Here is a 22,144-nt window from a genome sequence, read left to right on the forward strand (position 1 = left end):
GGTCAGTTGCGCACGCGTCACACCAGAGTCCTACCGGACCGACACCCCGCCCGGGGCCAGAACCCGGGTTTGATCACAACTGAAGACAGTCCCTAGGGCGGGAAACGGGATGAAGGTCTGCGGGGCAGGGGGTCCACGCCGTCCCGGCGCAGGCGCGGATGCAGTCCTCGGGCAGGCGCGGGCCCGCTGACGGTGACGCGGTTGACAGGACCGCGATCGGGTGGGGGTGGTGTTGGCGGCAAACGCAGTGAGAGCCTCATGCCGTCGGCGCCGGTGTCGACGCCGACAGCATGTGCAACTACCCGCCGGAGTACGGGAGTTCGCTCCTTGCGCACGATCAGCAGGCGGCCAGGTGGTTGCCGCGCCGGGGTCGGTACGGATCGGTGTCTGCGGGTCGAACGCCGCGACTGACTCCCTCGACGCGCCCCCGCGAAGAGGACCGATACACGGCTTCACCTGGAACGCGCTTGGGGCGATGGGGGGAACAGCGGTCTCAGCGATCCTCATTCTCGGCCTGAGGCACTTCCGCCGGCCGATCACCCATCGGACAGCCTGCTCCACGCAGGCGCGGGCCTAGCTGAGCGGCACGTCCGCGACGGCCTTGAGGTGGCTGAACGTCTCGAGGGTGTACCGGCCGTGGTAGCGGCCCATGCCGCTTGCGCCGACGCCACCGAAGGGCAGGCCGGGCATGAGCAGTTGCATCGCCGGCTGGCCCCAGGCGACGCCGCCGGAGGACGTCTCGTTCACCAGGCGCGCCTTGACGGCTTCGGACTCGGTGAAGGCGTAGAGGGCGAGGGGCTTGTCGCGTTCGTTGATGAAGGCGATGGCGGCATCGAGGTCTGAGACTTCGACGACGGCGAGGATCGGGCCGAAGATCTCCTCCTGCATGATGGTCGATGCGGGGTCGACATCGGTGAGTACCGTCGGTGCGATGAACAGGTCGTCGCGGTCGTGCTGGCCTCCCACCGCCGCCCGGCCGGAGTCCAGCAGACGGGTGAGCCGGTCGAAGTGCCGCTCGTTGATGATCCGGCCGAAGTCGGGAGAGGTCTGCGGGTTGGAGCCGAACTGGGCTTCGACCGCCGTGCGCAGGGCGGGGACCAGTGCGGCGGCGGTGGCAGGATCGGCCAGGACGTAGTCGGGGGCTATGCACATCTGCCCCGCGTTGCCGAACTTGCCGCCGACCAGCCGCTTCGCGGTCTCCTCCACGTCGGCGTCGGGGGCTACGAAGACCGGATTCTTGCCTCCGAGTTCGAGCGTGACCGGGGTGAGGTTCTTGGCGGCTGCGGCCATGACGATCCGGGCGACCGTGCCGTTGCCGGTGTAGAAGATGTGGTCGAAACGCTGTGCCAGCAGGGCCGTGGTCTCCTCGACGCCCCCCTCGACGACGGTGAGCACGTCAGGGTCGAAGTACTCGCGCAGGAGGCGTGAAGTGACCGCCGAGGTGTGCACCGCGATCTCGCTCGGCTTGGCCACCACGGTGTTCCCGGCGGCCAGCGCGCCGATGATGGGGTCGATGAGAAGGTGCAGCGGGGCATTCCACGGAACGATCACCAGGACGACCCCGAGCGGGTCGTACGTGGTGTACGCCGTTGTCGCGGGACCACCGAAGTGGGCGGGAACCTCTACCGGGCGGGGCTGAAGCCAGTTCTCGAGGTTCGCCAGTGCCTCGTCGATGTCACCAATGGTGAAGTCGATCTCGTGCGCCTTGGCCTCGGCGGCGTTCTTCCTCAGATCCTTCCAGAGCGCTTCGATCAGCTCCTGCTCGTTCTCGACCAGCAGGGCCCGCAGCCGCTGCAGCTGGTCGATGCGCCAGTCCAGTGTGCGGGTGACGCCGGTGTTGAACGTCGCACGGAGGCGGCCGATCACCTCCGCGGCCGTTTCGCTCTGGCGCGTCCTCGACTCGGTCGCCTGTGTTGTGGTCATGGGGTGTGCTCCGTTCTTGATGCAGGCCGCGCCGTCAAAGGCGTTAAGGGCATGCCGTGATACCGGTGATGGGCAACCCGGTGGATGACGGATGAAGGGTCAATCCGTGCCCTCACTGTAACCCATGTTCGCATCGACGCGAACATGAGACAGGGGTTATCCTTCCCTCATGGCCAGTCGCACCGCGTCACCCCTCGTCCACCCCGACACGGACGACCTCGACCTCTTCAAGATCATGAGCGCGCTGACCGACGAGACCCGGCTCACCATCGTCGTCACCCTCTCCGTCTCCCCCGGTCTGGCCTGCAGCGGCTTCACCCAGGACGTCACCGCGTCCGTACTCACCCGCCACTTCCGCGTCCTGCGCGAGGCCGGTCTCATCCGGCAGCACGATGTCGGCACCCGCCGTTTCAACACCCTGCGCAAGGAAGATCTGGACCAGCGCTTCCCCGGACTGCTCGACCTCGTCCTCAAGGAGAGCGTCGGCCGCGTGGAGCCCTACGTGAACGGCGAGTGCGCCTGACCCTCCGGGGCGCCCCTCCGTACCGCGACGAACCGGACCCACCACAGCCAGGTGACCAGCTTGCGGCCGGCTTCGATCACCTCGAACGACACCCCGGGTACAACGTCGACCAGGTCACGGCCGAGCCGACGAGGCCGGCCTCCGCCCGCCGAGTGGCCGTAACCCGTGCACCAGCAAGGCGATAGGCCACCCACCCCGCCGTAATGCGGAGTGGACCGGATCGACTCCATCGGCACGAAGACCTGGATCTCGATGGTCTTCGCCGTGTGCAGCGGCAGCTCCCGCAGCAGGTGGCGCGGCACTTTCCAGGACTGCGAGCTGAGCGGGGCGGCGACAATCGTCACCCCTGGCTATCCTTAGTTCCTTCGCGGGTCGGATACCGGCTCACCCCTCTCGGCGAAGGGCTGTGCGACATCCTCAATGCCATGGCTGGCTGAGCCATGGCAGTCCCCGACGACGAACCAGCACGCACCGTGTCACCGTCGGGGTCACCTGACAAGCACACCCGTCCGCTACAGACAGCTCCCCTCCCACACGGGGGGGATCCCGACCCCGCCTGCGTCAACCCTGCGCACCCGCATCCCATCTGCCTGGCCCTGGGTCAGGAGCGCTCGTCCGCGTGCGAGCCGGCCCGACAGCCGAAGACCCCGGCGGATCATCCGCCGGGGCCCTTGTGCGTGCGACCGGTCTCAGATGGTCGCGTTGTCGATCGCGAACCGGTTTTGCACATCGCTCGCCAGCACCCGCTCGTACGCCTCGTTGATCTCGGAGGCGGCGATCCGCTCGATCTCCGCGCCGATCCCGTGCGCGGCACAGAAGTCCAGCATCTCCTGGGTCTCGGGGATGCCGCCGATCATCGATCCGGCGAGGATCTCATTGCCGAGTACGAGGGAGATCGGGTGGAAGGTGACGGGCTCCTCCGGGACGCACCCCAGCCCTCGCGGACCAGGGGGATGTCGGTGTGGCAGATACCGGCGAACTCGATGTCGATCAGCACGTCGAACTCGCGGACCGCGCGGCGCTCGATGGTGGTGCGCTCCAGCGGCGCTTTCGCAGCGGGGGCGGTGTACGCAGCGACAGTGGTCATGCCGTGGTTCTCCTAGCGGGGGTTGCGCGCCCGGCTGCCTTCTTCCTGCCGGGTGCGGTTTTCACTGGACCCATGTTCGCGTCAGCGCGAACATGGGTTACAGTGGCCCTACCCTGACGGCCGCGGGGAGACGTCGGCGGCGACCAGCCTCCGTCGCCGACACCGTTGCCTGCGGCGAATCACCAGAGGTCAGCCCTCTCGCGGTAATTCCCAGCGTACGACCGCACCTCCTAACGCACCCGCTCTTCTCACCTCCGGGGCGGTGAGGGGGCCGGAGTGTTGTCGCGCGTGGGCTGTCTCGTGCCATCGACGATGCCGATGGCAGACCGCCGACGAGTCTGTGGCGTAACCCAGCCTCGCCACCTCCGCCCTCAACGCCCTGAAGGAAGTCGAAATGTCCGATATCCTCATCGAATACGACGCCGAAGTGCCCATGTCCGACGGCACGATCCTGCGCGCGGACGTGTACCGGCCCGGAACAGGCCAAGGCCCCTGGCCCGTCGTGGTGCAGCGCACTCCCTACGGCAAACGTGAGCCCGTCAGCATGACCTTTATCGACGTGCTCAGCGTCGTGGCACACGGCTACATCGTGGTGCTGCAGGACACCCGCGGCCGCTTCGCATCGGAGGGCACCTGGAAGCCGTGGGACTTCGAGGTCTCCGATGGCCGCGACACCGTTGAATGGGCCGCGAAGATTCCCGGCAGTAATGGGCTCGTCGGCATGTTCGGGATGAGTTACACCGGCAGCACACAGTGGACCGCCGCGATCTCCGGCGCACCCGCGCTGCGGGCCATCACACCCGCGATGACGTGGTCGGAGCCCATGGACGGCCTCCACCAGCGAGGCGGCGCGACCGAGTTGGGGCTCAACGCGGTCTGGACGCTGATCACCGGTGCGAGTCACCTGCCGCGCCTGCATTCCGGTATGGAATTGGGGGCGGCGTTCCACTCACTCTTCGCCGACTTCGACGGGCTGCGGGATCGCGGCTATTGGGAACTCCCCACCGGAAAACTGCCGCTCATCGACCGCTACGGCGGTCCGGATATCGGCACCCAGGCCGCCGTGGCCGATCCCGGTGCGGATTTTCCGCACCGCGTCCGCGGCAAGCATCATGACATCGCTGTTCCCTCGCTCACCGTCGCCGGCTGGTACGACGTCTTCCTGCAGGGCACGCTCGACAACCACGTCGACAACCTGGCAGCGGGCAACACCGCCAAGTTGGTGATCGGGCCCTGGCAGCACACCGGCCTGAACACCTCCGGCACCGGCGTGACCGGTGAGGTCAGCTACGGCCTGAGTGCCGCACCGACGGCCATGTTCGGCACATCCCTCACCGACCTGGAGGTGCGGTGGTTCGACCACTGGCTGAAGGACCGTGACACCGGCATACTCGAGGAGCCACCGGTCAAGATCTTCGTGATGGGCACGAACGTGTGGCGCGATGAAAACGAATGGCCGCTCAGCCGGGCCGTGGACACGCCGTGGTTCCTGCAGCCCGGCGGCGGCCTCGCGACCAATGAACCGGCGCCCGAACTGGGCGAGACGCCCGACGACTACACCTACGACCCCGCCGATCCGGTGATCACGCGCGGCGGCAACCTGCTCATGTCCCCCGAGTTCCCGGCGGGACCGTTCGACCAGGCCGCAGCGGAGGCCCGGGACGACGTCCTGGTGTACACCAGCGAACCGCTCACCACCGACCTCGAGGTCACGGGCCGAATCCGCATGCGGCTGTACGCCGCCACCGACGCCCCGTCCACGGACTGGGTCGTGCGGCTGTGCGACGTCGACGAGAAGGGCGTGTCCCGCAATCTCGCCGACGGCATCATCCGAATCCAGGCGGAACCCGATTCCGTCGGCGCCTACGACATCGACCTGTGGTCCACCAGCAATGTCTTCCTTGCCGGGCACCGCATCCGGGTGCACGTCACCTCGAGCAACTTCCCACGGTGGGACCGCAATCCCAACACCGGCGAACCCGCCCACGAGGCGACCACCTTCCGCACCGCCCACCAGCGGATCTTCCGCGACCACGTGCGACCGTCCCACATCGTCTTGCCGGTGATCCCCCAGGGCCCGGGCCTCGGTGATTCAGCTGTCATCGACTGATCTTGTTGAAGATCGAGAAAGGGTGCACCCGGCCTGCAAGGATCTGAGTGTCTACGTCAGAATCTCTGCAGAATTGGGTGCACCCTTTCGGCGTCGAAGACTGACGGACGGGACCGGCGGCTGGCCGTGTCCGCACAGAGATCTGCCGGTCGCGGACCTCCAGACGTGCCAGCAGGGCACCGAGAGTCTGCTGTGGGTCGCCGCTCATGCACCGCGCCAGGACTGGGTGGAGGTGCCGGTCAGTCGACGGGTCATCACATCGCTCATCGCCCAGTACACCCGGGACTCGGAGCTGGCCGGGCGGTGTTCGTAGTCGCGGACCAGCCTGCGGTGCAGCATCAAGATCCCGTTGGTCTGCTCGACTCTCCAGCGGATCGGCTGCGGGACGAAGCCGTGGTCGGCCGGGTTGCGCTCGACGACCTCCACCGCGATGCCCAGGCCGGCGCCGTGGTCGACCACGGTCTTCTTGAACCCCTGGTCCACCAGCGCCTTTGTCACCGTGGAGGTCCCCGCGGCGACCTCGTCCAGCAACGCGATACCGAAGGCGTTGTCGTGCACCGAAGCGGCCAGCACCACCACGGCGATCACCAGGCCCAGCACGTCAACGGCCAGCCCCCGCTTGCGACCCGCCACCTTCTTGGCCGCGTCCCGCCCAGTCGTGGCCGCCGGTACCCCCGCAGCGGCATGCAGACTCTGGGTGTCGAGCACCACCAGGCTCGGGTCGGCTAATCGTCCCCGGCTCTCACGCACCTGCCAGCACAGCAGGTCATGGATGACCTCGTCGGTGCCGTCGTCGCGCCATTTGTAGAAGTAGTACTTCACCGCTCCGGGCGGTGGCAGGTCGTGGGGCAGGTAGTCCCATTGGCAGCCGGTCCGGGACTGGTACAGGAGCGCGTTGACGATCTCTCGCATCTCGTAGCTGCCCTGGTGGCCGCTGACGGACGGGTGCTTCGCCTTCCATGCCGTGGTCACCGGCTCGATCAGCGCCCAGCGTTCGTCGGATAAATCGGTCTTGTAGGGCTTGCGGTCGCTCACCCCGTCACTCCGCACGGCCAAGCCCATCGACCTGCTGGGAGTTCCCACAGTCATACGATCAGGCTATACCGAACCGGACATCAGGTCACGTACCGCCCTCTCATACCCAACACGCCGGTCACCTCGGCTGAAAAGCAACCCGGTTGACACTGTCCGCATCGCCGGAGCCCAGCCCGGCCTGACCGTCGTCGGCGAGGCCGCGGCCTCAGCGAAGCCGTCCCCCCACCGCTGCCGACCGCATCGAGACCATCCGGCACATCGTCGAGCCCAGCGGCCGCCTGCTGGTCCGGCTGATGCCCCTCGGACTGCACGGACACGCCGCCGCGCGCCGGAGCCATCTGCCTGCCGCTCAAGCGCGCCCGATCGCTCGAACTCCTCGCGGGGACCAGGGCGGACGCGCGCGGCGACGCCGTGGTCACATCTGTATGCCTCGCGGTCTGCTGGAAGCCTCAGCGTGCAGATGGCCGTGTCCGGGCCGGGCACCGGCCCTACGTGCGCCGGGCTTGCCTGCCCGGCACCTGCGTGCGACTCCGGCCGGTGTCGCCGCCTGGTCACGATCGGCGTACGACTCACGACAGGGAACTCGTCGGCCGATCTGACCGCGTCTCCACCTGGCGTAGGTGCAGCTTCCTACCGCGGTACTACTCAAGGCCGCCGTATTCGGTCCCTCGGTGCCGATGACATGCGCGTTTCCCCGCCTAGTTTGACAGCAGGTTCGCACACGCCCTCGTCCCCGCTGTGATCCGGGCAAGCCTGCTGCCTCCCCGAGCCGGCCCTGCCGGTTTCGCTCCGGGCACCGCCGCCCATCGCCCCGCAGTCCCCTGCGCCGCGGTGCCCGCCCAGCACTTGGTCAACGGTGACGACGACAGGAGAAAAGCCCATGGGAGCGTATGCACGCGCAGGTCTGGCAGTGATCGTGAGCTGTGGAGTTCTGCTCACCGCCGTCCTCATCGGTCGGCCGGACGGCGCCGGCAACGACGACAGTGCCAAGGACGAGCGGGCCCAGCCGGGGCCTTACGTCGCTCTCGGCGACTCCTACACGTCCGGCCCGAAGATCCCCCGGCAGTCCGGGACACCGGCCGGCTGCGACCGCTCCGACCGCAACTATCCCGCGCTGGTGGCCCGCCAACTCGGCGTCGCGGCTGCCGACTTCCGTGACGTCAGCTGCAGCGGCGCCACCATCACCGACCTCACCGCGGCGCAGGAGACGTCCAACGGCACCAATCCCGCCCAGTTTTCGGCCCTCTCGACGCGGACGCGGCTAGTCACCCTCGGCATCGGCGGCAACGACATCGGCTTCGGCTCCACCGTCACGCAGTGCGTCACGATGGGGGCGTTGTACCGCGCGACCGGCAGCGGCCGTCTCTTCTCCGGCGAGGACAAGGCGCCCTGCAAGAAGCAGTACGTCGACGGCGGCGCCGACGACGTGGCACAGAAGATCCAGGCGACCGGCCGGCAGCTCTCCGCGGAGCTGGCCGAGATCGAACGGCGTGCGCCGAAGGCGCGGGTCTACGTCGTCGGCTATCCGGCGATCGTGCCCGCCGAAGGGAAGGGCTGCGGCAGGGAGCTGCCCCTGGCGCCCGGTGACGCGACCTACCTTCTCGACAAGGAGAAGCAGCTCAACACCATGCTGCGCGGGCAGGCCGAGGCGGCCGGGGCGACGTACGTCGACACCTACTCCCCCTCTGTCGGGCACGACGCCTGCTCCGCGGAGAAGACCCGCTGGATCGAGCCTCTCCAGCCCAGCAGCCCGGCCGCCGCCGTCCATCCGAACGCGCACGGCGAGCAGGGCATGGCCGACGCCGTGCTGCACGCGATGGGCCACTGAACGCCGGCCGGAGACAGGGGACTTCCCACCGCCGGCGACCGGTCCGTCGGATCCACCCGCACTCGCCCGACGCGCTCGTCGCCGGCACTCCCCCACACCCAGGAAGAGTCCCGGCAGCATGCCCACCGTGCTCATCGTCAACGACCAGAAGCTGCAACGCCTCGGCTACCGCCTCCTGCTGGATTCCGAGCCGGACCTGAGCCCGGTCGGTGAGGCGGCCGACGCAGCCGAGGCGGTCCGCATGACCACCGCGCTGCGACCGGACGTCGTCCTCATACACATCCTCAAGCCCGGCACGGACTCGATCGACACCGTCCGCCGCATCGCACGCGGCAGCCCGCCCCCTCCCCGCATACTGGTGGTCGCCCCCATCAGGCCCGAAGGTGATGCCTGGGCCGCGCTGGCAGCAGGCGCTGACGCACTGCTCCCGGACGACACCGCCCCGCACGAGCTGACCGCGGCCATCCGCGCGGTGGCGGCCGGAGGCGCCGTCCTTGCGCCGGAGCTCACCCGCAGGCTCATCGACACCATCCGGCGACGGCCGCCCGCCGTCGCGGCCCTCCCGGCACAGCGGCTCGGCGCACTGACCGAACGGGAACGCCAGGTCCTCGCAGCCGTGGCCTCCGGCTGGAGCACCATCGAGATCGCCGAACACCTGCTCATCGCCCCGACCACAGTCAAGGCCCACGTCAGCCGCATCCTCACCAAGATCGGCGCACGCAGCCGCGTCCAGGCCATCGCCTTCGCCTACGAGTCGGGCCTGAGGGCACCACCCACCACCCGCTCACCGCTCCCGTCACCCGGCCCTGCCCGCTCAAGACCCTCAAGTCAGAGCGTGCACCGTCGTCGCAGCCGCGAGGAGGAGGAACCCTAGTACTCCGGTACTAGTCGGCACCGCCGCATTCCCGCCCGCAGTGCCGTACCCGCAGTCGAGACCACTTCTAGGTTGAAGCCCGGGCCTAGTCAGGCCCGTCCGCGCACAGACCTCTTTCCTGGCGGGAGCAGATTCCGTGGCCACCGTCCCTCACCGACCCGAGCCGTTCGCCGTGTCCCTCACGACCACCGTTGGGCACCTCGTGGATCACCGTTTCGGCATCCGCGATCCCCAGCGGCTCGGCGCCGACGCCCTGGCGGGCCGTGATGGCAGTCCTGAAACCCGCCGGGGCCTCGCACTGCGCCCCGCCCTTGCCGTGTCCGAGGTCGAGAAGCCGCACCGTGCACGCGAAGCCCAGCAGGCCCCCCACCCCGCGGCTGTCCTCCCTCCGAGTCCGGCCCCCGGCTGCGGCGGCACGGACGCCGCCCGGGCCAGGACGACCGCAGACCCCGAGCCGCTGTCAGCCGTACGATCGCGGAAGAGCGGCCGCCCCCGGCCGACGCTCTTCCCCGCTCACCGCTCGTCCGTCCAACCCCCCGAGAGCGTCGAGCGGCTCGCCTGCACCGCGAAGGGCACAGACCTTGACCCCCACACCCCCACAGGGTTCCCGGACCGGCCGGCACGTCCCCGGCCGGCCGGAGCTGCCCGAGGCACTGACGAACGATGCTGAGCAGCATGTGACGGTGTCGATCATCGCGCGGCTGTCTTCCTGGCGGTGGGCGGACCGGGCCCACCCCCGGGTCAGGCGATGGGGCGTGCCACTGTTCTGCGCCGCCGTGAACCTGCCGTCCATACTCCGCCCGGCCGGCGGATCCAGGCTCACCGAAGAGCTGGCTCTCACGGCCGCCCTGGCCGTGCCCCTGGTGTGGCGGGAGCGCAGACCGATGCTGGTCTTCGTACTCACCGCCGCCACCGCCGCGCTGACGGCCTACGCCGGGTCCCTTCACGGCGCCGACGCCAGCGCCGACGTCGCCCGCGTCGTGGCCCTGTTCAACGTCGGCCGCTTCGGCACACCCCGCCAACTGCTCATCGCCGTCGTCATCGCCCTGACGCAACTGGTCGCCTGGGCCACCACACTCTGGAACGACGGTCAGCTGAGGTTCGCCACGAACCCGGAACCCGTCATGCTCCTGGGGATCGTGACGGTGACAGCCGTGGCCGGCCTCGGCCTGGCCACCCGCCTAGTCAATGTCGTCATCGCCGCCCTGCAGAAGGAAAAGGACCAGCAGGCACGCCTCGCCGTCGCCCAGGAACGCGCCCGCGTCTCCAAGGAGATGCACGACATCCTCGGACACACCCTCGCCGTCATGGTCAGCCTCGCCGACGGTGCCGCCGGCCTGACCGAAAGCAAGCCTCAGCGCGGCGCCGAGACCCTGCGGATCATCGCCGACAGCGGCCGCGGCGCGCTCGCCGAACTGCGCCGCCTGCTCGCCGTCATCGGCGACGACAACGACCGGCCGCACGATGCCCCGCTCGCCCCGCAGCCCGGACTCGCGGACCTCGATCCGCTGATCGAACGCGTCCGCGCCGCCGGGCCGAACGTCACCCTCGACACCGACGGCGACCTCACCGCACTGGCCCCCGGCCTCCAGCTCGCCGTCTACCGCATCGTCCAGGAAGCCCTCACCAACACCCTCAAGTACGCCGCCGCCGGCACGTCCATCAGCGTCCGGGTGGCCGTCGCCTCCCAGACGGTCCATGTGGACGTCGAGGACAGCGGCCCCCTGCGCGCTCCCCGCTCCCGGAAACCAAGCGCCGGAAGCGGCCGCGGTCTGGTCGGCATGCGCGAGCGCGCGGCCATCTACCAGGGCCGGGTCACCGCCGGGCCCAACCGCGAAGGCGGCTGGAGCGTCCACGCCCGTCTCCTCACCACCCCGCCCTCCGCTTTCGGCTCCGCCCGGCCGGATAGCCCCCCAGCCACGACCAGAACGGACAGCCCCCGCGCATGACCACCGTGCTCATCGTCGACGACCAGGCCCTGCAACGCCTCGGCTTCAGCATGCTCCTGGAACAGCATCCCGACCTCACCCTCATCGGCGAAGCCACCCACGGCGCCGAAGCCGTCCGCAAGGCCGCCGAGCTGAAGCCCGACGTCGTCCTCATGGACGTCCGCATGCCCGGCATGGACGGCATCGAGGCCACCAGACGGATCGTCGAGTCCGGCGGCCGCTCCCGCATCCTGGTGCTGACCACCTTCGACCTCGACGAATACGCCTACGCCGCCCTGCGCGCCGGAGCGTCCGGGTTCCTGCTCAAAGACGCGCTCCCCGACGAACTCGTCGCCGGTATTCGCGCGGTGGCCGCCGGAGACGCCGTCATCTCGCCCGGTCTGACCCGCAAACTGATCGACGCCTTCAGCAGCCGCCTGCCCGGCCACACGCCCGAACAGCAACGGCAGCTGGCCCGCCTCACCAACCGGGAACGCGAAGTACTCACCGCCATCGCGACCGGCTGGAGCAACCCCGAGATCGCGACACGCCTCTCTCTGGCCGAGTCCACTGTCAAGTCCCACGTGAGCAGCATCCTCACCAAGATCGGGGTCCGGGACCGGGTCCAGGCCGTGATCTTTGCCTACGACACCGGCCTCGTCAGACCTGCGTGAACATGACCGGACGACTCCGCAGCAGGCTCAGGCGCCGGTTCCTGTACGTCAGGAACATGGCGGCGCGTGCGTCGCCACAGCAGCGCGCCCCCGAGCACCGTCAGAGCGACGACGGCGACGGCGGGGCCGCCCAGCGTGAGGACGCGCTGGAGGGAGGTCGCGGCGGCGTATCCGACCCCTGCTTCCGCTGTGGCCCACATGCAGGCGGCGGCGATGCTGTACGGGGCGATGCGCCGGTAGGGCAGGCGGGTGGCGCCCGCGGAGTGCGGGGCGAGGGTGCGCACCACCGGCAGGAAGCGGGCCAGGAAGACCGCGCGGCCGCCGTGGCGCGTCATCAGTGTCTCGGCCCGTCCCCACGCGGCGTCCGGAACGCGGCGGGCCAGGTGGCCGGCGCGCAGCCGGTCCCCGAGGTACCTGCCGGTGCGGTGGGCGAGGAAGTCTCCCGCCACCACGGCTCCGGCCGCGGCGGCGATGACGAGGGGAAGGCTGACCTGGCCGGTGCGGGCCAGCGCGCCGGCGGTCAGGAGCAGGGTCAGCGTCGGGACGAAGGCGCCGATCAGAAGGACCGACTCGGCCAGGACCGCAATGGCGACCACCGTGTACGCCGCGGCCGGCGGGAGGTGGCCGAGGAGGTCGGAAAGCACGTTCATCGCCGCGCCTCGACGGACTGCGGCTCGGGCTGTTCCGCGCAGGCGAGGGGGCGTCGCAGGTGCCAGACGTAGGCGGGGGGAAGGTTGGCCCACACCGTCCAGCGGCCTGTGGCGTAGGTGCGCTGGTAGGCGGCCATGATCTCGTCCACGGCGGCGTGGCGGCGGGCTTCTGCCCGCGATGCCGTCAGGGCGCGGGCTTTGCGGGTGCCGAGGTAGGCGAAGTAGGTGAGGGTGCCGCCGGGGTGGAGGAGTTCCATGTAGCGGGCCATGATCCGGTCGACCTGCGCGGGCGTGAAGTTGGTCAGGGGCAGCCCGGAGACGATGACGTCGTAACGCTGGTCGGTGTCGAGCTCCTCGACGTACGTCTGATGCACGTTCACCTGCGCAGACGTCGCCGTCAAGTGCGGGTGCGCGGTGACGAGATCCTGCAGTCGCGCGGCGAAACGCGGGTTGGCCTCGACGATGTCCAGACGGCTGCCCCGGGACAGCTGCGGTATCAGAGCCCGGGTGACCGGGCCGGTGCCGGCGCCTGCTTCCAGGACTGCCAGCGGGTGGGGCGCCTGAGCCCGTACGGGGTCGGTGAGCAGGCGGGCCAGGGACCTGCCGCTGGGGGCTATGGCGCCCGTGGTGCGCAGATCACGGGCCGCTTCGATCAGGAACATCCAGCCTTCGGCATGGCGCTGCGCAAGGACACGGTTGTGGGAGGTGGTCCGGTCGTTCATGGAAACGACGCTAGAAAGCCGCGCCCGGCATGAAATCCGTCGTTCTGCGACGGCGTCCCCCTACGAAAGTAGGGGATGGACATCGTCGATCGTCAGACGGAACAGCGCACCGGGCTGCCTAGCATGGCCAGGTGAGCAGCAGAGAAAACCGCAGATGGGCGGCCTACGGGCGGGGGGCTTTGGTGGCCCTGTGCGCACTGGATGCCGTACTCAACAACGTGGCGGCCCAAGGTCGCTATCTGGCCCCCATCGTGGTCACGGTCCTGGTGTGCGGAGCGGCCCTGCTCGTGCCCCGGCTGCGATGGCCGGCTTCGCCGCTGCTGGTCACCGTGGCCACGGCATGGTGGGGAACACTGCTGCTGCCCATGCTCGTAGTCGTCCTGTACGACCTGGCCGTGGACCGCCGGGCGCGCATCGCGGTGGGCTGTGCGGTCGCCGCGCTGGGCGCCAACCTGCTCGGCTACCGGCCCACCTCCCTGTGGACGGGCCAGTCCTACGCCTCCACGCTGCTCCTGCCGGTACTGGCCGTGCTCGTCGGACTGTGGCTGGGCAGCCGGCGCCGCCTGGTCCACGCACTGGCAGCCGACGTCGAGCACCTGCGCGTCGAGGCGCAGCTGCGCGAGGAAGCGGCCCGCACCGCGGAACGGTCCCGTATCGCCGCCGAGATGCACGACGTCCTGGCCCACCGCCTGAGCCTGATCGCCCTGCACACCGGCGTGCTGGCCACCAAGAGCGACAAGCTGCCCGCACCGGTGGCCGAACGCCTCGGACTGCTGCGCACGACGTCCGTCGAGGCACTCACCGACCTGCGTGACGTTCTCGGTGTGCTGCGTGACTCCGACGCCGCGCAGACGAGTCCCGCACTCACCCCGGTCATGAGAGACGTACGGGAACTGGCCGACGAGGCCCGCGCCGCCGGCCAGCACATCGGACTGACCATCGAGGGGCGTCCCGAGGACGCTCCCACCACCCACCGACTGGCCGTGTACCGCATCGTCCAGGAGGCACTGACCAACGCCCGCAAGCATGCCGACGGCGCCGTGGTGACCGTACGCATCGACTACCGGCCGCCCGCCACACTCGTCGAGGTCACCAACCCCCCTGGTACTCCCCGCACGGACGCCGTCGGCAGCGGCTACGGCCTCGTCGGCCTGCGGGAACGCGTCACCGCGCTCGGCGGCCAGCTCACCGCCGGCCCGGCCGGCGCGGGCTCCTGGCGGCTGGCCGCCCGCATCCCCCACCCCGCTGCCCTCGAACAGAACGGCACCCGCACATGATCCGCGCCATGATCGTCGACGATGACGCCCTGGTCCGCCTCGGTCTGGCCGACCTCCTGGACGGCGACCCCGGCATCGAGGTCGTCGCCCAGGCCCCCGACGGTCTGCAGGCCGTCGAACAGGCCACCGCCCACCGCGTCGACGTCGCCCTCGTCGACGTCCGCATGCCCCGCATGGACGGCATCGCCGCCACCACCCGGCTGCGAGCCCTGCCCCACCCTCCGAAGGTGATCATCCTCACCACCTTCGACCTCGACGAGTACGTCTACAACGCCCTCGCCGCCGGAGCCGACGGGTTCCTGCTCAAGGACACCGACCCCGCCGAGATACTGCGCGCGGTCCACCTGGTGGCCGCCGGCTCGGCGATGCTCCACCCCACTGCGGCCCGCCGCCTCATCGACCGCTACCACGCCACCAACCAACCCGAGGCAACCGCGGCCAGGGCCCGGCTGGACCGGCTCACCCCCCGCGAACGCGACGTGCTCACCCTGCTCGCCCAAGGCGACACCAACGCCGACATTGCCACCCGCCTCGCCATGCGCGAGAGCACCGTCAAGGCCCACGTCAGCCGCATCCTGACCGCCCTGGACGTCACCAACCGCGTCCAGGCCGCCCTCCTGGCCCGCGACGCGGGTCTCACAGCCTGACGGGCGCAGACGGGAACCACGGAAAGCAAGGTCCGACAGCCTCGACGCGGCGCCGTCCGCGGCCGTGTCTCGCCGCCCTGCTGGTCCGTGGACGCGGCATGGGTGGAGGACCGCGGGCAGCCCGTTGCGAAGGCAGCGTCGGTCGCCTCGGCGTGATCCCCTGACACGCCTGGCGACCCCCGACTTTCGTAGGGGGGTGGCATCACACAACGGCCGATCCAATTGCGGCCATGCATTCCTAGCGTCGGCATCGTGAACACTCGCATTACCGACGCTCATGAACGCGTCATGGTCCGGCGTCCCGCCGGGGGCTGCCCATTCCTGATCGCAGCCGGCCGCTGTCCACGGGCCACGAGCATGATCGCTCCCGCGTGGCACGGCTTCCGCCTGTGCCTCGCGCGAGCCCGCCCGGGGACCAAGAGCCGTGGCAGACGCCGGCGCACCGTGCAGCTCCGGTGCCGCGCGCCCGCCGCCGGAGAGCAAACCCACGCAGGTGGTGAGCACCCACCCGCCGCCTGAAGGGGACTTGGACGGCCGTCAGCCGCCCTGCCGCCGAACGATCGTCCCCGGCTCGCCAAGGGCTCCCCCGTCACCAAGGAACCTCAAGGATGCACCGTGCCCCTCACTACCACCGTCACCGAGCACGAGCTCGATGACGCCCTCGCCGCCTCGCCGGTTCCGGTCGTGCTGTACGTCTACGCCGACTGGTGCGGGCCCTGCAAGGCCCTCGAGCCGGTCGTGGAGGAAGTCTCCGCCGAGCTCGGCGACAGGGTGCGCATACTGAAACTCGACTACGACCAGGCCGAGCGGGCCCGTGGGAAGTACGCCGTCGACGCCGTCCCGGCGCTTGTTGTGACCGTTGGCGGTGTGCCGGTTGCGAGGATCCTCGGCGCCCTGGAGAAGGACGAACTGCTCGCCAAGCTCCGCCCGCTGCTCAGTGTGTGCTCGGTCGGTGAGGGCACACCGGCGGCTCCTCGGGAACCCGAGGTCGTCGACCCGACACCTGAGGGCTGGACCTCCCGCGGCCCGCGCTTGCTCACCTTCCCCGACACGTTGTCGGGCCGGATCGGTGTCTTTCCGGGCTGGATCCCCGACCAGAAACTGGTGGGCCCTGCATACGGCACCGTGCAGGTGCCCGCCGGTCAGATCGTCTGGCTCTTCGTCAGCCAGACCCGGGCAGATCCCGTGGACCTGCGATTCCTGCGGCAGCTGCCGGCCGACGGCGTAGACAGGCTGACGGTCCGGGCCTCGGCCGTCACCGGGTCCGGGCTGGCCGACCTCGCGCACCTGACCGGTCTGAGCAGGCTCTCCGTTCACGCGAAACGGCTGACCCAACCCGCCTCCTACGCAGGCGAGTTGGCCGGGCTCCGGGAGGTCGACGAGCTCAGGCTGGACCTTCCGGAAGCCGACGACAGGATGGTCACCGACGTGGTGGCCCTGCCCCGGCTGCGCGAGCTGTACCTGTGCTCGCAGGCCGTCACCGATGCCGGGGTTGCCCGACTCGCCGGGGCCAGGGCCTTGCGCAGCCTGTACCTGGACACGCACCTGGCCACTGATGCGGCGCTGGCCGAGCTTGCCTGCGCGGACCTTCCCGGACTCACCGATCTCGGAATCTGTCTGCCCGAGACGACGGACACCGGGCTCGGCCGCCTGGCCACGCTCACCGGACTGCGGTCGCTGACCGTCACCGCGCCGAAGGTCACCTCCGCGGGCCTGCGGCTCCTGGCACAGTTGCGGAATCTGACCTCCCTCAGCCTGTACAACACGCCCGTCGACGACGGCGTCCTGGACGCTCTCGGTGCGCTCCGCGCACTCACCTCCCTGACCATCGTGCACGACACCGAAGAGGTCACCTCGCAGGTCAGCGATGCCGCTTGGCTACGGCTGCGCACGGCGGCGCCGGACATCACGATCAACGGTGTCTGGCTGGCACCGCAGGCGGTGCGGCACATCCTGCGCACCGCCGTCTGACCCGTCACACGGAAACCCCCGCCCCATCAGGTCCCGGAAGGTGCGAACATGACGACTTCCCCCGCCCCGTTTCCCGGCCCGGCCGGCCCGGACGACGCGCCCGTGGCAGACGTGGTGCCCATCAGTCGTCGCGCCGAGGGCAGGGCGCCGTGCCGGCGCATCCAGCCGTGGCGGACGCAGGGACGGCTGGCATGCCTGTCCGACTTCGACTGCGATCCGGACAAGCTCTGTGTGGACGGCGAATGCGTCTGACCCGGCCAGGGTGTGAGCAGCGGCCGGGCCCGGCCGCTGCTCACACCCTGACGCCTCCCGGCTGCCGCTCGCGACGCGGGCACCGGACCGGCCTTCACCGCGCGCGGACTTCGGGACCGCTCCTTTCACTCACTACTGGCCCGGGACTGCGTCCGGGGCCGTGACTGCGGCTGTCAACCGCAGCGTCCCCGGGGCTTCGCAGATGACCTTGTTGCAGGCCTGCACGGCGAGGACGAGCGTGACCTCCGGGTCGGCCGTGGACAGCTCGGCCTCCACGGTGAGGCTTCCGGACAGCAGGCCGTCGGCGGTCTGCGGGAACCGGACGTTCTCGGCCTCATGACCGCGTTCGCCGTCGGCGGTGAGTGCGAGCGGCTTCCCCTCGGACGAGTCGGGGCCGTACACGTGCCATCCGGGGTCGACCGAGACCTCGACCGTGGCCCGGACGCGGCCCGGCGCCGTGCGGACGGCTCGCAGCGTGGCGTGCACGTGGTCCGAACCGCGCGGTCTCGTCATGCGGAGATCACCTTGGCTTCGCGGCCTGCGGCGGAGCTCAGCGCGGAGCCGATGACTGCCGCGTCGCCGGCCACGACAAGGGTGAGCTCGGCGGGGTCGACGTGGTCGCGGAACGCGGCAGCGGCGCTGGCCGGGGTCACGGCCCGCAGCGCGTCCTGAAGGTCGTCCAGGTAGCCGTCACCGAGGTGGAATGCGGCCTGCATCGCGGCCGACGCGGCTATCGCCCGGGCCGTCTCGTGCCGTAGCGGGTGGACGCCGGTCATGTAGTCGACGGCTTCGGCGCACTCGGCCGGGGTCGGGCCGTCCACGTAGAACTTCTCGCTCACCGCGAGGACTTCGGCTACGGCGAGTGCCGTCGCGTCGGTCTGCACGGCGGTGTCGACGGTGAACAGACCGTCCCGTCGGAACGACGTGAAGCCGGCGTAGATGCCGTAGGTGTAGCCCTTGTCCTCGCGCAGCGACGCGGACAGCCGGGAGCTGACGCCGCCGCCGAGGGCTCGCGCGGCGACCAGCAGATCCGCCCAGTAGGGCGCGCGCCGGTCCGGGGCCTTCAGGCCGAAGGCGAGTTGGCTCTGTACCGCGCCCGGACGGTCGGCGATGACGAGACTCGCCGCGGCGGCGCGCGGGTGCTGGTCCGGGACGGGGGCGGCCGAAGCCTTCGTGCTCCAGGCGCCGAAGGCGCTCTCCACCGCGCTTTCGACGTCGACCCCCTGGAAGTCGCCGGCCAGCACGAGGGTGGCACGCTCAGGGGCGACCCACCGGAGGTAGAACAGCTCGACGGCGTCCCGCTCGATCCTGCGCACCGTCTCGGCGCGACCGCCGACCGGGCGCGCGTACCTGCTGTCCCGCTCGAAGCACGCCGCCAGCCGCTCCGTCCCGGCCAGGCTCGAGGCGACCGCCCGCTCCTGCTCCAGCTCCCCCAGACGCTGCTGGACGTGCCGCTCGACCTCGGCGGCCGGGAACGTCGGCTCGGCGGCCGCCTCGGCGAGCAGGCATAGGGCGGGGCCGAAGAACCGGGCCGGGGCCTCCAGGTTCAGTTGGATGCCCGCGGTGTTCACCGACGCCGAGTACGAGGCGCCGAGCCGGTCTGTTTCCGCGGCGAAGGCGGAGCCGTCGCGGCGTGCGGTCCCCTCGTCGAGGACGCGGGACATGATGGTCGCTATGCCCTCACGGTCCTCCGGTTCGATCTCCGGTGGCACGTCCAGCACGAGAGCGGCGGCCGCCAGGAGCTGGCCGGGCAGGTCGTAGCGGACGACCCGCAGGCCGGAGCGCAGAGCGCTGCGATGGGCGGCGGGGAACTTCCATGCTGCCGCCGGCCCCGAGACCGGGCGCGGCACCCGGGCCGACAGGGTCATGACTGCTCCTTGCGGTAGATGAGCTGGGCCCGCTGGTGGGGGCGCAGCCAGGTCCGGGTGACGGAGCGGACCTGCTCCGGTGTGACGGCCCGGATCCGTGCGACGGCACCGGAGACGCGGTCGGCGGTGCCGAACAGACACGCGGCCCGGGAGACCTCGTCGGCCAGGCCGGCGAGAGTCGCGGTGCTCTCCAGCCACTCCCGCTCGGCCTGCGCCAGGGCCGCCGTGAACTCCGCCTCGTTCGGGCCTTCCGTGGCGAAGCGCTCCAGCTCGGCGTCCAGGATCGTCTCGATCTCGGCCACGGAGGCGTCCTGCTGCGCCGCCACGACCAGCATGGCGACGGCCGTCCCGCCGGTGAGGTCGTTAGGGAAGGCGTTGATCGACTGAGCCAGCCTGCTGCGTCGTGTCAGACGCTCGACCAGCCGGCTGCTCGCGCCGCCGCCGAGGATCCGCAGCGCGATCGTGGCCGCGTCGAAGTCCTCGGTGCCGTCTGCGGGGATACGCCACCCGCACCAGAGCGCGTCCGCGGGGACCCGGCTGCTCACATCAGCGCGGATCTGCTGGTCCAGGGGCTCCAGAGCCGGCAGGTCGGCAGTCTGTCCACGGTGCCAGCGGTCTCCCGCGTCGACCGCGTCGAAGTAGAGGGCCGCCTTGTCGAGTGCCTCGCGGGTGCGGACGTTGCCCGCGATGGTCAGGACGGCGTTGGCCGGCGCGTAGTGCTGGTGGAAGAAGGCGCGGACGTCGTCCAGCGACGCGGCGGCCAGATCCTCCATCGACCCGATGGGCATGTGGTGATAGCCGTGACCCACCGGGAACAGCAGCCTCTGCATGCGCTCGAAGGCGTCACCGTAGGGCTGATTGTCCATGCGCTCGCGCCGCTCGTTGCGTACGACGTCCCGCTGGCTGTCCAGGTTCTTCTGGTCCAGAGCGTCCGGCAGGCCGCCCATCCGGTCCGCCTCCAGCCACAGCGCCAGTTCGAATGCCCTGGTCGGCACGGTCTGGAAGTAGTTGGTCCGGTCGAACGAGGTGGTCGCGTTGAGATCGGCGCCGAACGACTCGAGCAGGGCCATGTGCTCCCCGGCGCCCACGTTCTGCGACCCCTGGAACATCAGGTGCTCGAACAGATGGGCCAGGCCCGTCCGGCCCGGGCTCTCGTCCCGCGAGCCGACTGCATACCAGAGGTTGACGGCGACGGCGTCGACCGTGGGGTTCTCGGCGACGAGCACCCGCAGTCCGTTGTCCAGCCGTTCCTCGACGATTTCCCCGGCTGCGGCCTCAGCCATGTGTCATCACCGACAGGTTCCCTTTCTGGAGATACCACACTACATATCTGAACATACTAGAACTCCTTCATCCTGAGATCGGGAGATTCGGCCCGGTGTACCGGAAGCACTTGCACGACGGCTGGTAGACGGACTTGCGCAGGGCGAGGGCCCCGTCGTGCCGGCCAGGCCCGAACCCGCTGCGGAAGGTCGTGACCGAGTCGAAGGTGCCGAGCTTCTCCACGCCCGCAATGAAGGCCTGGGCGTTGACGTACTTGCTGCCGCTGCCCTCGATCGCCTGCTTGAGCAGGTTGAGCGCGTCACACAGCCGCAGCGCGGTGCTCGCGTTCTGAGCGAGGTCCAGGTGCGCCCTGGTCAGGATCGACAGGCACTTGGCGGCCGCCGGGTTCGAGGCCAGCAGTTGCTGCTGCGCAGCGGCCGGGACGCCGAAGTCGGTCAGGCTCCATGCGTAACCGGTGACGGCCGCCTGCATGGTCGGCGTGACGCCGTTGCCGGCGGGAATCGCCGAATACGGCCACGCGTACCGGGCGTCCAGTCCCTGCTTGGCGCCGGTGATCGCGATCGGTCCGAGAGAGCCGGATCCGAAGAACACGACCCGGTCGATGCCGGCCTGCTTGAGCTTCAGCACGATGCTCAGCGCCTGGGCCTGGAGCGCTTTCTGGTCGCTCGAGGTGGTGTCGTACGTGAACAGCTGGGGTGTCGAGCCGGCGGCTTTCTCCAGCGCGGGGAGGAACGTGCTCGCGGCGATCCTGTCGTCGTCGCCGACGCCGTCGGAGACCACGGCGATCTTGCTGGTGTCCTGGAGGAATCCGGTGCTCTTGAGCAGGGCGGGCCAGGCGGTGGCCAGCCGCTTGTTGGTGAGCGCGCCGGGGCCGACGGTGAACGGGGCCTCCTGGAACATGCTCGCGTCGACGACGCTGCCGGACCACGCCTGAACGACCGTGCCCTGCTCGTTCAGGCACGAGTTGAGCTTGACGGAGCCGGTCACGTCGTTCAGCACGGCGAAGACCCTGTCCTTGCGCTGCTTGTAGGCCAGGCATATCGCCTGGTCCTGCTCGGCCTGGGTGGCGGTGGCCGACACGTTGGCCTGGGCCTGATCGGCCCGCACGAGCTTGCGGCCGGCGATCCCGCCGGCCGCGTTGTAGGCGTCGAAGACGGCCTTGTCCACCGGCGCCGTCGCGTCGAAGTAGTAGTTGTCCACGACGGTGATGCTGTCGGCGGTCACCCCGGGGCCGTTCTGCGCCGGGATGGCCGTGGCCGCCGTCGGCGACGACGACGAGGACTTCGTGTCGGTACCGGCGGACGTGGCCGAGCAGCCGGCCAGCGAGACGGCGAGGATGCCTGCCGCCAGAGCTTTCTGCAGTGACCTGCGTGTTCTCACGGTTCCTCCTGGATCGTGTCCCCGCTGCCGGGGTTCGGCGGCGGCAGTCGGCTCCCCGGCCCGACAGGGATCGAAGGTGCTAAGACCAGCAGGTGAAACTGAGAAGAACAA

The 22,144-nt window shown here is 70.0% G+C and carries 19 protein-coding genes and 1 pseudogene; 10 read left to right on the forward strand and 10 right to left on the reverse strand.

The genetic code is table 11. From position 1 onward, the window contains the following. Positions 1 to 573: 573 nt before the first annotated feature. Positions 574 to 1,923, reverse strand: a complete 1,350-nt coding sequence (locus tag ABZ646_RS00340) for an aldehyde dehydrogenase family protein (protein WP_360511365.1) — start codon at positions 1,921 to 1,923, stop codon at positions 574 to 576. Positions 1,924 to 2,092: 169 nt separating this feature from the next. On the opposite strand from ABZ646_RS00340, the gene ABZ646_RS00345 reads away from it, so the two are divergent. Beyond that, on the forward strand, positions 2,093 to 2,446 hold the full coding sequence (locus ABZ646_RS00345) for a helix-turn-helix transcriptional regulator (protein ID WP_360511367.1): 354 nt from the start codon (positions 2,093 to 2,095) through the stop codon (positions 2,444 to 2,446). Here the strand turns inward: ABZ646_RS00345 and ABZ646_RS00350 are convergent. Then, the gene (locus ABZ646_RS00350; protein ID WP_360511369.1) at positions 2,422 to 2,790 is read right to left on the reverse strand and encodes a hypothetical protein; all 369 of its coding nucleotides are present in this window, start codon (positions 2,788 to 2,790) and stop codon (positions 2,422 to 2,424) included. The two genes, ABZ646_RS00345 and ABZ646_RS00350, sit on opposite strands and share 25 nt — an antisense overlap. 345 nt (positions 2,791 to 3,135) lie before the next feature. Beyond that, positions 3,136 to 3,533, reverse strand: a pseudogene (locus tag ABZ646_RS00355) (hypothetical protein). 394 nt (positions 3,534 to 3,927) lie between these two features. Between ABZ646_RS00355 and ABZ646_RS00360 the strand changes: the two are divergent. Continuing rightward, positions 3,928 to 5,643, forward strand: coding sequence for a CocE/NonD family hydrolase (locus tag ABZ646_RS00360; protein WP_360511371.1), 1,716 nt, complete (start codon positions 3,928 to 3,930; stop codon positions 5,641 to 5,643). A gap of 204 nt (positions 5,644 to 5,847) precedes the next feature. On the opposite strand, the gene ABZ646_RS00365 is transcribed toward ABZ646_RS00360, so the two are convergent. After that, positions 5,848 to 6,678 (reverse strand): IS5 family transposase, encoded by an 831-nt coding sequence (locus ABZ646_RS00365; protein ID WP_360511373.1) that lies wholly within the window; start codon positions 6,676 to 6,678, stop codon positions 5,848 to 5,850. Between the two features lie 880 nt (positions 6,679 to 7,558). Between ABZ646_RS00365 and ABZ646_RS00370 the strand changes: the two genes are divergently transcribed. From ABZ646_RS00370 to ABZ646_RS00385, 4 genes are all read left to right on the forward strand, one after another. Continuing rightward, positions 7,559 to 8,506 (forward strand): SGNH/GDSL hydrolase family protein, encoded by a 948-nt coding sequence (locus ABZ646_RS00370; protein WP_360511375.1) that lies wholly within the window; start codon positions 7,559 to 7,561, stop codon positions 8,504 to 8,506. Positions 8,507 to 8,624: 118 nt separating this feature from the next. Continuing rightward, entirely contained in the window at positions 8,625 to 9,380 is a 756-nt protein-coding gene (locus tag ABZ646_RS00375) for a response regulator transcription factor (protein WP_360511377.1), read from the forward strand. Positions 9,381 to 10,135: 755 nt separating this feature from the next. Next, positions 10,136 to 11,329: a histidine kinase gene (locus ABZ646_RS00380; protein ID WP_360511379.1), complete on the forward strand. Its 1,194-nt coding sequence runs from the start codon at positions 10,136 to 10,138 to the stop codon at positions 11,327 to 11,329. Then, on the forward strand, positions 11,326 to 11,982 hold the full coding sequence (locus ABZ646_RS00385) for a response regulator transcription factor (RefSeq protein WP_360511381.1): 657 nt from the start codon (positions 11,326 to 11,328) through the stop codon (positions 11,980 to 11,982). The genes ABZ646_RS00380 and ABZ646_RS00385 overlap by 4 nt, the downstream gene beginning before the upstream one ends. Here the strand turns inward: ABZ646_RS00385 and ABZ646_RS00390 are convergent. Together ABZ646_RS00390 and ABZ646_RS00395 are read right to left on the reverse strand one after the other, a co-directional pair. Beyond that, the gene (locus ABZ646_RS00390) at positions 11,952 to 12,632 is read right to left on the reverse strand and encodes a DedA family protein (RefSeq protein ID WP_360511383.1); all 681 of its coding nucleotides are present in this window, start codon (positions 12,630 to 12,632) and stop codon (positions 11,952 to 11,954) included. The genes ABZ646_RS00385 and ABZ646_RS00390 overlap by 31 nt on opposite strands. Beyond that, positions 12,629 to 13,354 (reverse strand): methyltransferase domain-containing protein, encoded by a 726-nt coding sequence (locus ABZ646_RS00395; RefSeq protein ID WP_360511385.1) that lies wholly within the window; start codon positions 13,352 to 13,354, stop codon positions 12,629 to 12,631. The genes ABZ646_RS00390 and ABZ646_RS00395 overlap by 4 nt, the downstream gene beginning before the upstream one ends. Before the next feature lie 131 nt (positions 13,355 to 13,485). On the opposite strand from ABZ646_RS00395, the gene ABZ646_RS00400 reads away from it, so the two are divergent. The 4 genes from ABZ646_RS00400 (at position 13,486) to ABZ646_RS00415 (ending at position 17,501) form a co-directional block, all read left to right on the forward strand. Then, positions 13,486 to 14,631 carry a histidine kinase gene (locus tag ABZ646_RS00400; protein WP_360511387.1) on the forward strand — a complete coding sequence of 382 codons (1,146 nt, stop codon included), beginning with the start codon at positions 13,486 to 13,488 and terminating at the stop codon, positions 14,629 to 14,631. Beyond that, on the forward strand, positions 14,628 to 15,278 hold the full coding sequence (locus tag ABZ646_RS00405) for a response regulator transcription factor (RefSeq protein ID WP_360511389.1): 651 nt from the start codon (positions 14,628 to 14,630) through the stop codon (positions 15,276 to 15,278). The genes ABZ646_RS00400 and ABZ646_RS00405 overlap by 4 nt, the downstream gene beginning before the upstream one ends. 615 nt (positions 15,279 to 15,893) lie before the next feature. Further along, entirely contained in the window at positions 15,894 to 17,249 is a 1,356-nt protein-coding gene (locus ABZ646_RS00410; protein WP_360511391.1) for a thioredoxin family protein, read from the forward strand. 48 nt (positions 17,250 to 17,297) lie between these two features. Continuing rightward, positions 17,298 to 17,501 (forward strand): hypothetical protein, encoded by a 204-nt coding sequence (locus ABZ646_RS00415; RefSeq protein WP_350962262.1) that lies wholly within the window; start codon positions 17,298 to 17,300, stop codon positions 17,499 to 17,501. Positions 17,502 to 17,633: 132 nt separating this feature from the next. Here the strand turns inward: ABZ646_RS00415 and ABZ646_RS00420 are convergent, their stop codons facing one another. The 4 genes from ABZ646_RS00420 to ABZ646_RS00435 all read right to left on the reverse strand — a co-directional run bounded on the left by ABZ646_RS00420 (position 17,634) and on the right by ABZ646_RS00435 (position 22,033). Next, on the reverse strand, positions 17,634 to 18,014 hold the full coding sequence (locus tag ABZ646_RS00420) for a hypothetical protein (RefSeq protein WP_360511393.1): 381 nt from the start codon (positions 18,012 to 18,014) through the stop codon (positions 17,634 to 17,636). Next, on the reverse strand, positions 18,011 to 19,369 hold the full coding sequence (locus tag ABZ646_RS00425; protein ID WP_360511395.1) for a pitrilysin family protein: 1,359 nt from the start codon (positions 19,367 to 19,369) through the stop codon (positions 18,011 to 18,013). The genes ABZ646_RS00420 and ABZ646_RS00425 overlap by 4 nt, the downstream gene beginning before the upstream one ends. Beyond that, complete coding sequence (locus ABZ646_RS00430; protein ID WP_360511397.1) at positions 19,366 to 20,652, reverse strand: pitrilysin family protein; 1,287 nt, start codon at positions 20,650 to 20,652, stop codon at positions 19,366 to 19,368. The genes ABZ646_RS00425 and ABZ646_RS00430 overlap by 4 nt, the downstream gene beginning before the upstream one ends. A 67-nt stretch (positions 20,653 to 20,719) precedes the next feature. Next, positions 20,720 to 22,033 (reverse strand): hypothetical protein, encoded by a 1,314-nt coding sequence (locus ABZ646_RS00435; protein WP_360511399.1) that lies wholly within the window; start codon positions 22,031 to 22,033, stop codon positions 20,720 to 20,722. Between the last annotated feature and the right edge of the window lie 111 nt (positions 22,034 to 22,144).

This window comes from Streptomyces sp. NPDC007162 (genome assembly GCF_040634175.1).
In the GTDB taxonomy this organism is placed as follows: Bacteria; Actinomycetota; Actinomycetes; order Streptomycetales; family Streptomycetaceae; genus Streptomyces.

Excerpts from the sequence above, each read along its gene's own strand:
- ABZ646_RS00430 (WP_360511397.1), bottom strand. The coding sequence starts at position 20,652 with ATGGCTGAGGCCGCAGCCGGGGAAATCGTCGAGGAACGGCTGGACAAC.
- ABZ646_RS00395 (WP_360511385.1), bottom strand. The coding sequence starts at position 13,354 with ATGAACGACCGGACCACCTCCCACAACCGTGTCCTTGCGCAGCGCCAT.
- ABZ646_RS00360 (WP_360511371.1), top strand. The coding sequence starts at position 3,928 with ATGTCCGATATCCTCATCGAATACGACGCCGAAGTGCCCATGTCCGAC.
- ABZ646_RS00375 (WP_360511377.1), top strand. The coding sequence starts at position 8,625 with ATGCCCACCGTGCTCATCGTCAACGACCAGAAGCTGCAACGCCTCGGC.
- ABZ646_RS00370 (WP_360511375.1), top strand. The coding sequence starts at position 7,559 with ATGGGAGCGTATGCACGCGCAGGTCTGGCAGTGATCGTGAGCTGTGGA.
- ABZ646_RS00390 (WP_360511383.1), bottom strand. The coding sequence starts at position 12,632 with ATGAACGTGCTTTCCGACCTCCTCGGCCACCTCCCGCCGGCCGCGGCG.
- ABZ646_RS00415 (WP_350962262.1), top strand. The coding sequence starts at position 17,298 with ATGACGACTTCCCCCGCCCCGTTTCCCGGCCCGGCCGGCCCGGACGAC.
- ABZ646_RS00405 (WP_360511389.1), top strand. The coding sequence starts at position 14,628 with ATGATCCGCGCCATGATCGTCGACGATGACGCCCTGGTCCGCCTCGGT.
- ABZ646_RS00345 (WP_360511367.1), top strand. The coding sequence starts at position 2,093 with ATGGCCAGTCGCACCGCGTCACCCCTCGTCCACCCCGACACGGACGAC.
- ABZ646_RS00385 (WP_360511381.1), top strand. The coding sequence starts at position 11,326 with ATGACCACCGTGCTCATCGTCGACGACCAGGCCCTGCAACGCCTCGGC.
- ABZ646_RS00420 (WP_360511393.1), bottom strand. The coding sequence starts at position 18,014 with ATGACGAGACCGCGCGGTTCGGACCACGTGCACGCCACGCTGCGAGCC.
- ABZ646_RS00340 (WP_360511365.1), bottom strand. The coding sequence starts at position 1,923 with ATGACCACAACACAGGCGACCGAGTCGAGGACGCGCCAGAGCGAAACG.
- ABZ646_RS00425 (WP_360511395.1), bottom strand. The coding sequence starts at position 19,369 with ATGACCCTGTCGGCCCGGGTGCCGCGCCCGGTCTCGGGGCCGGCGGCA.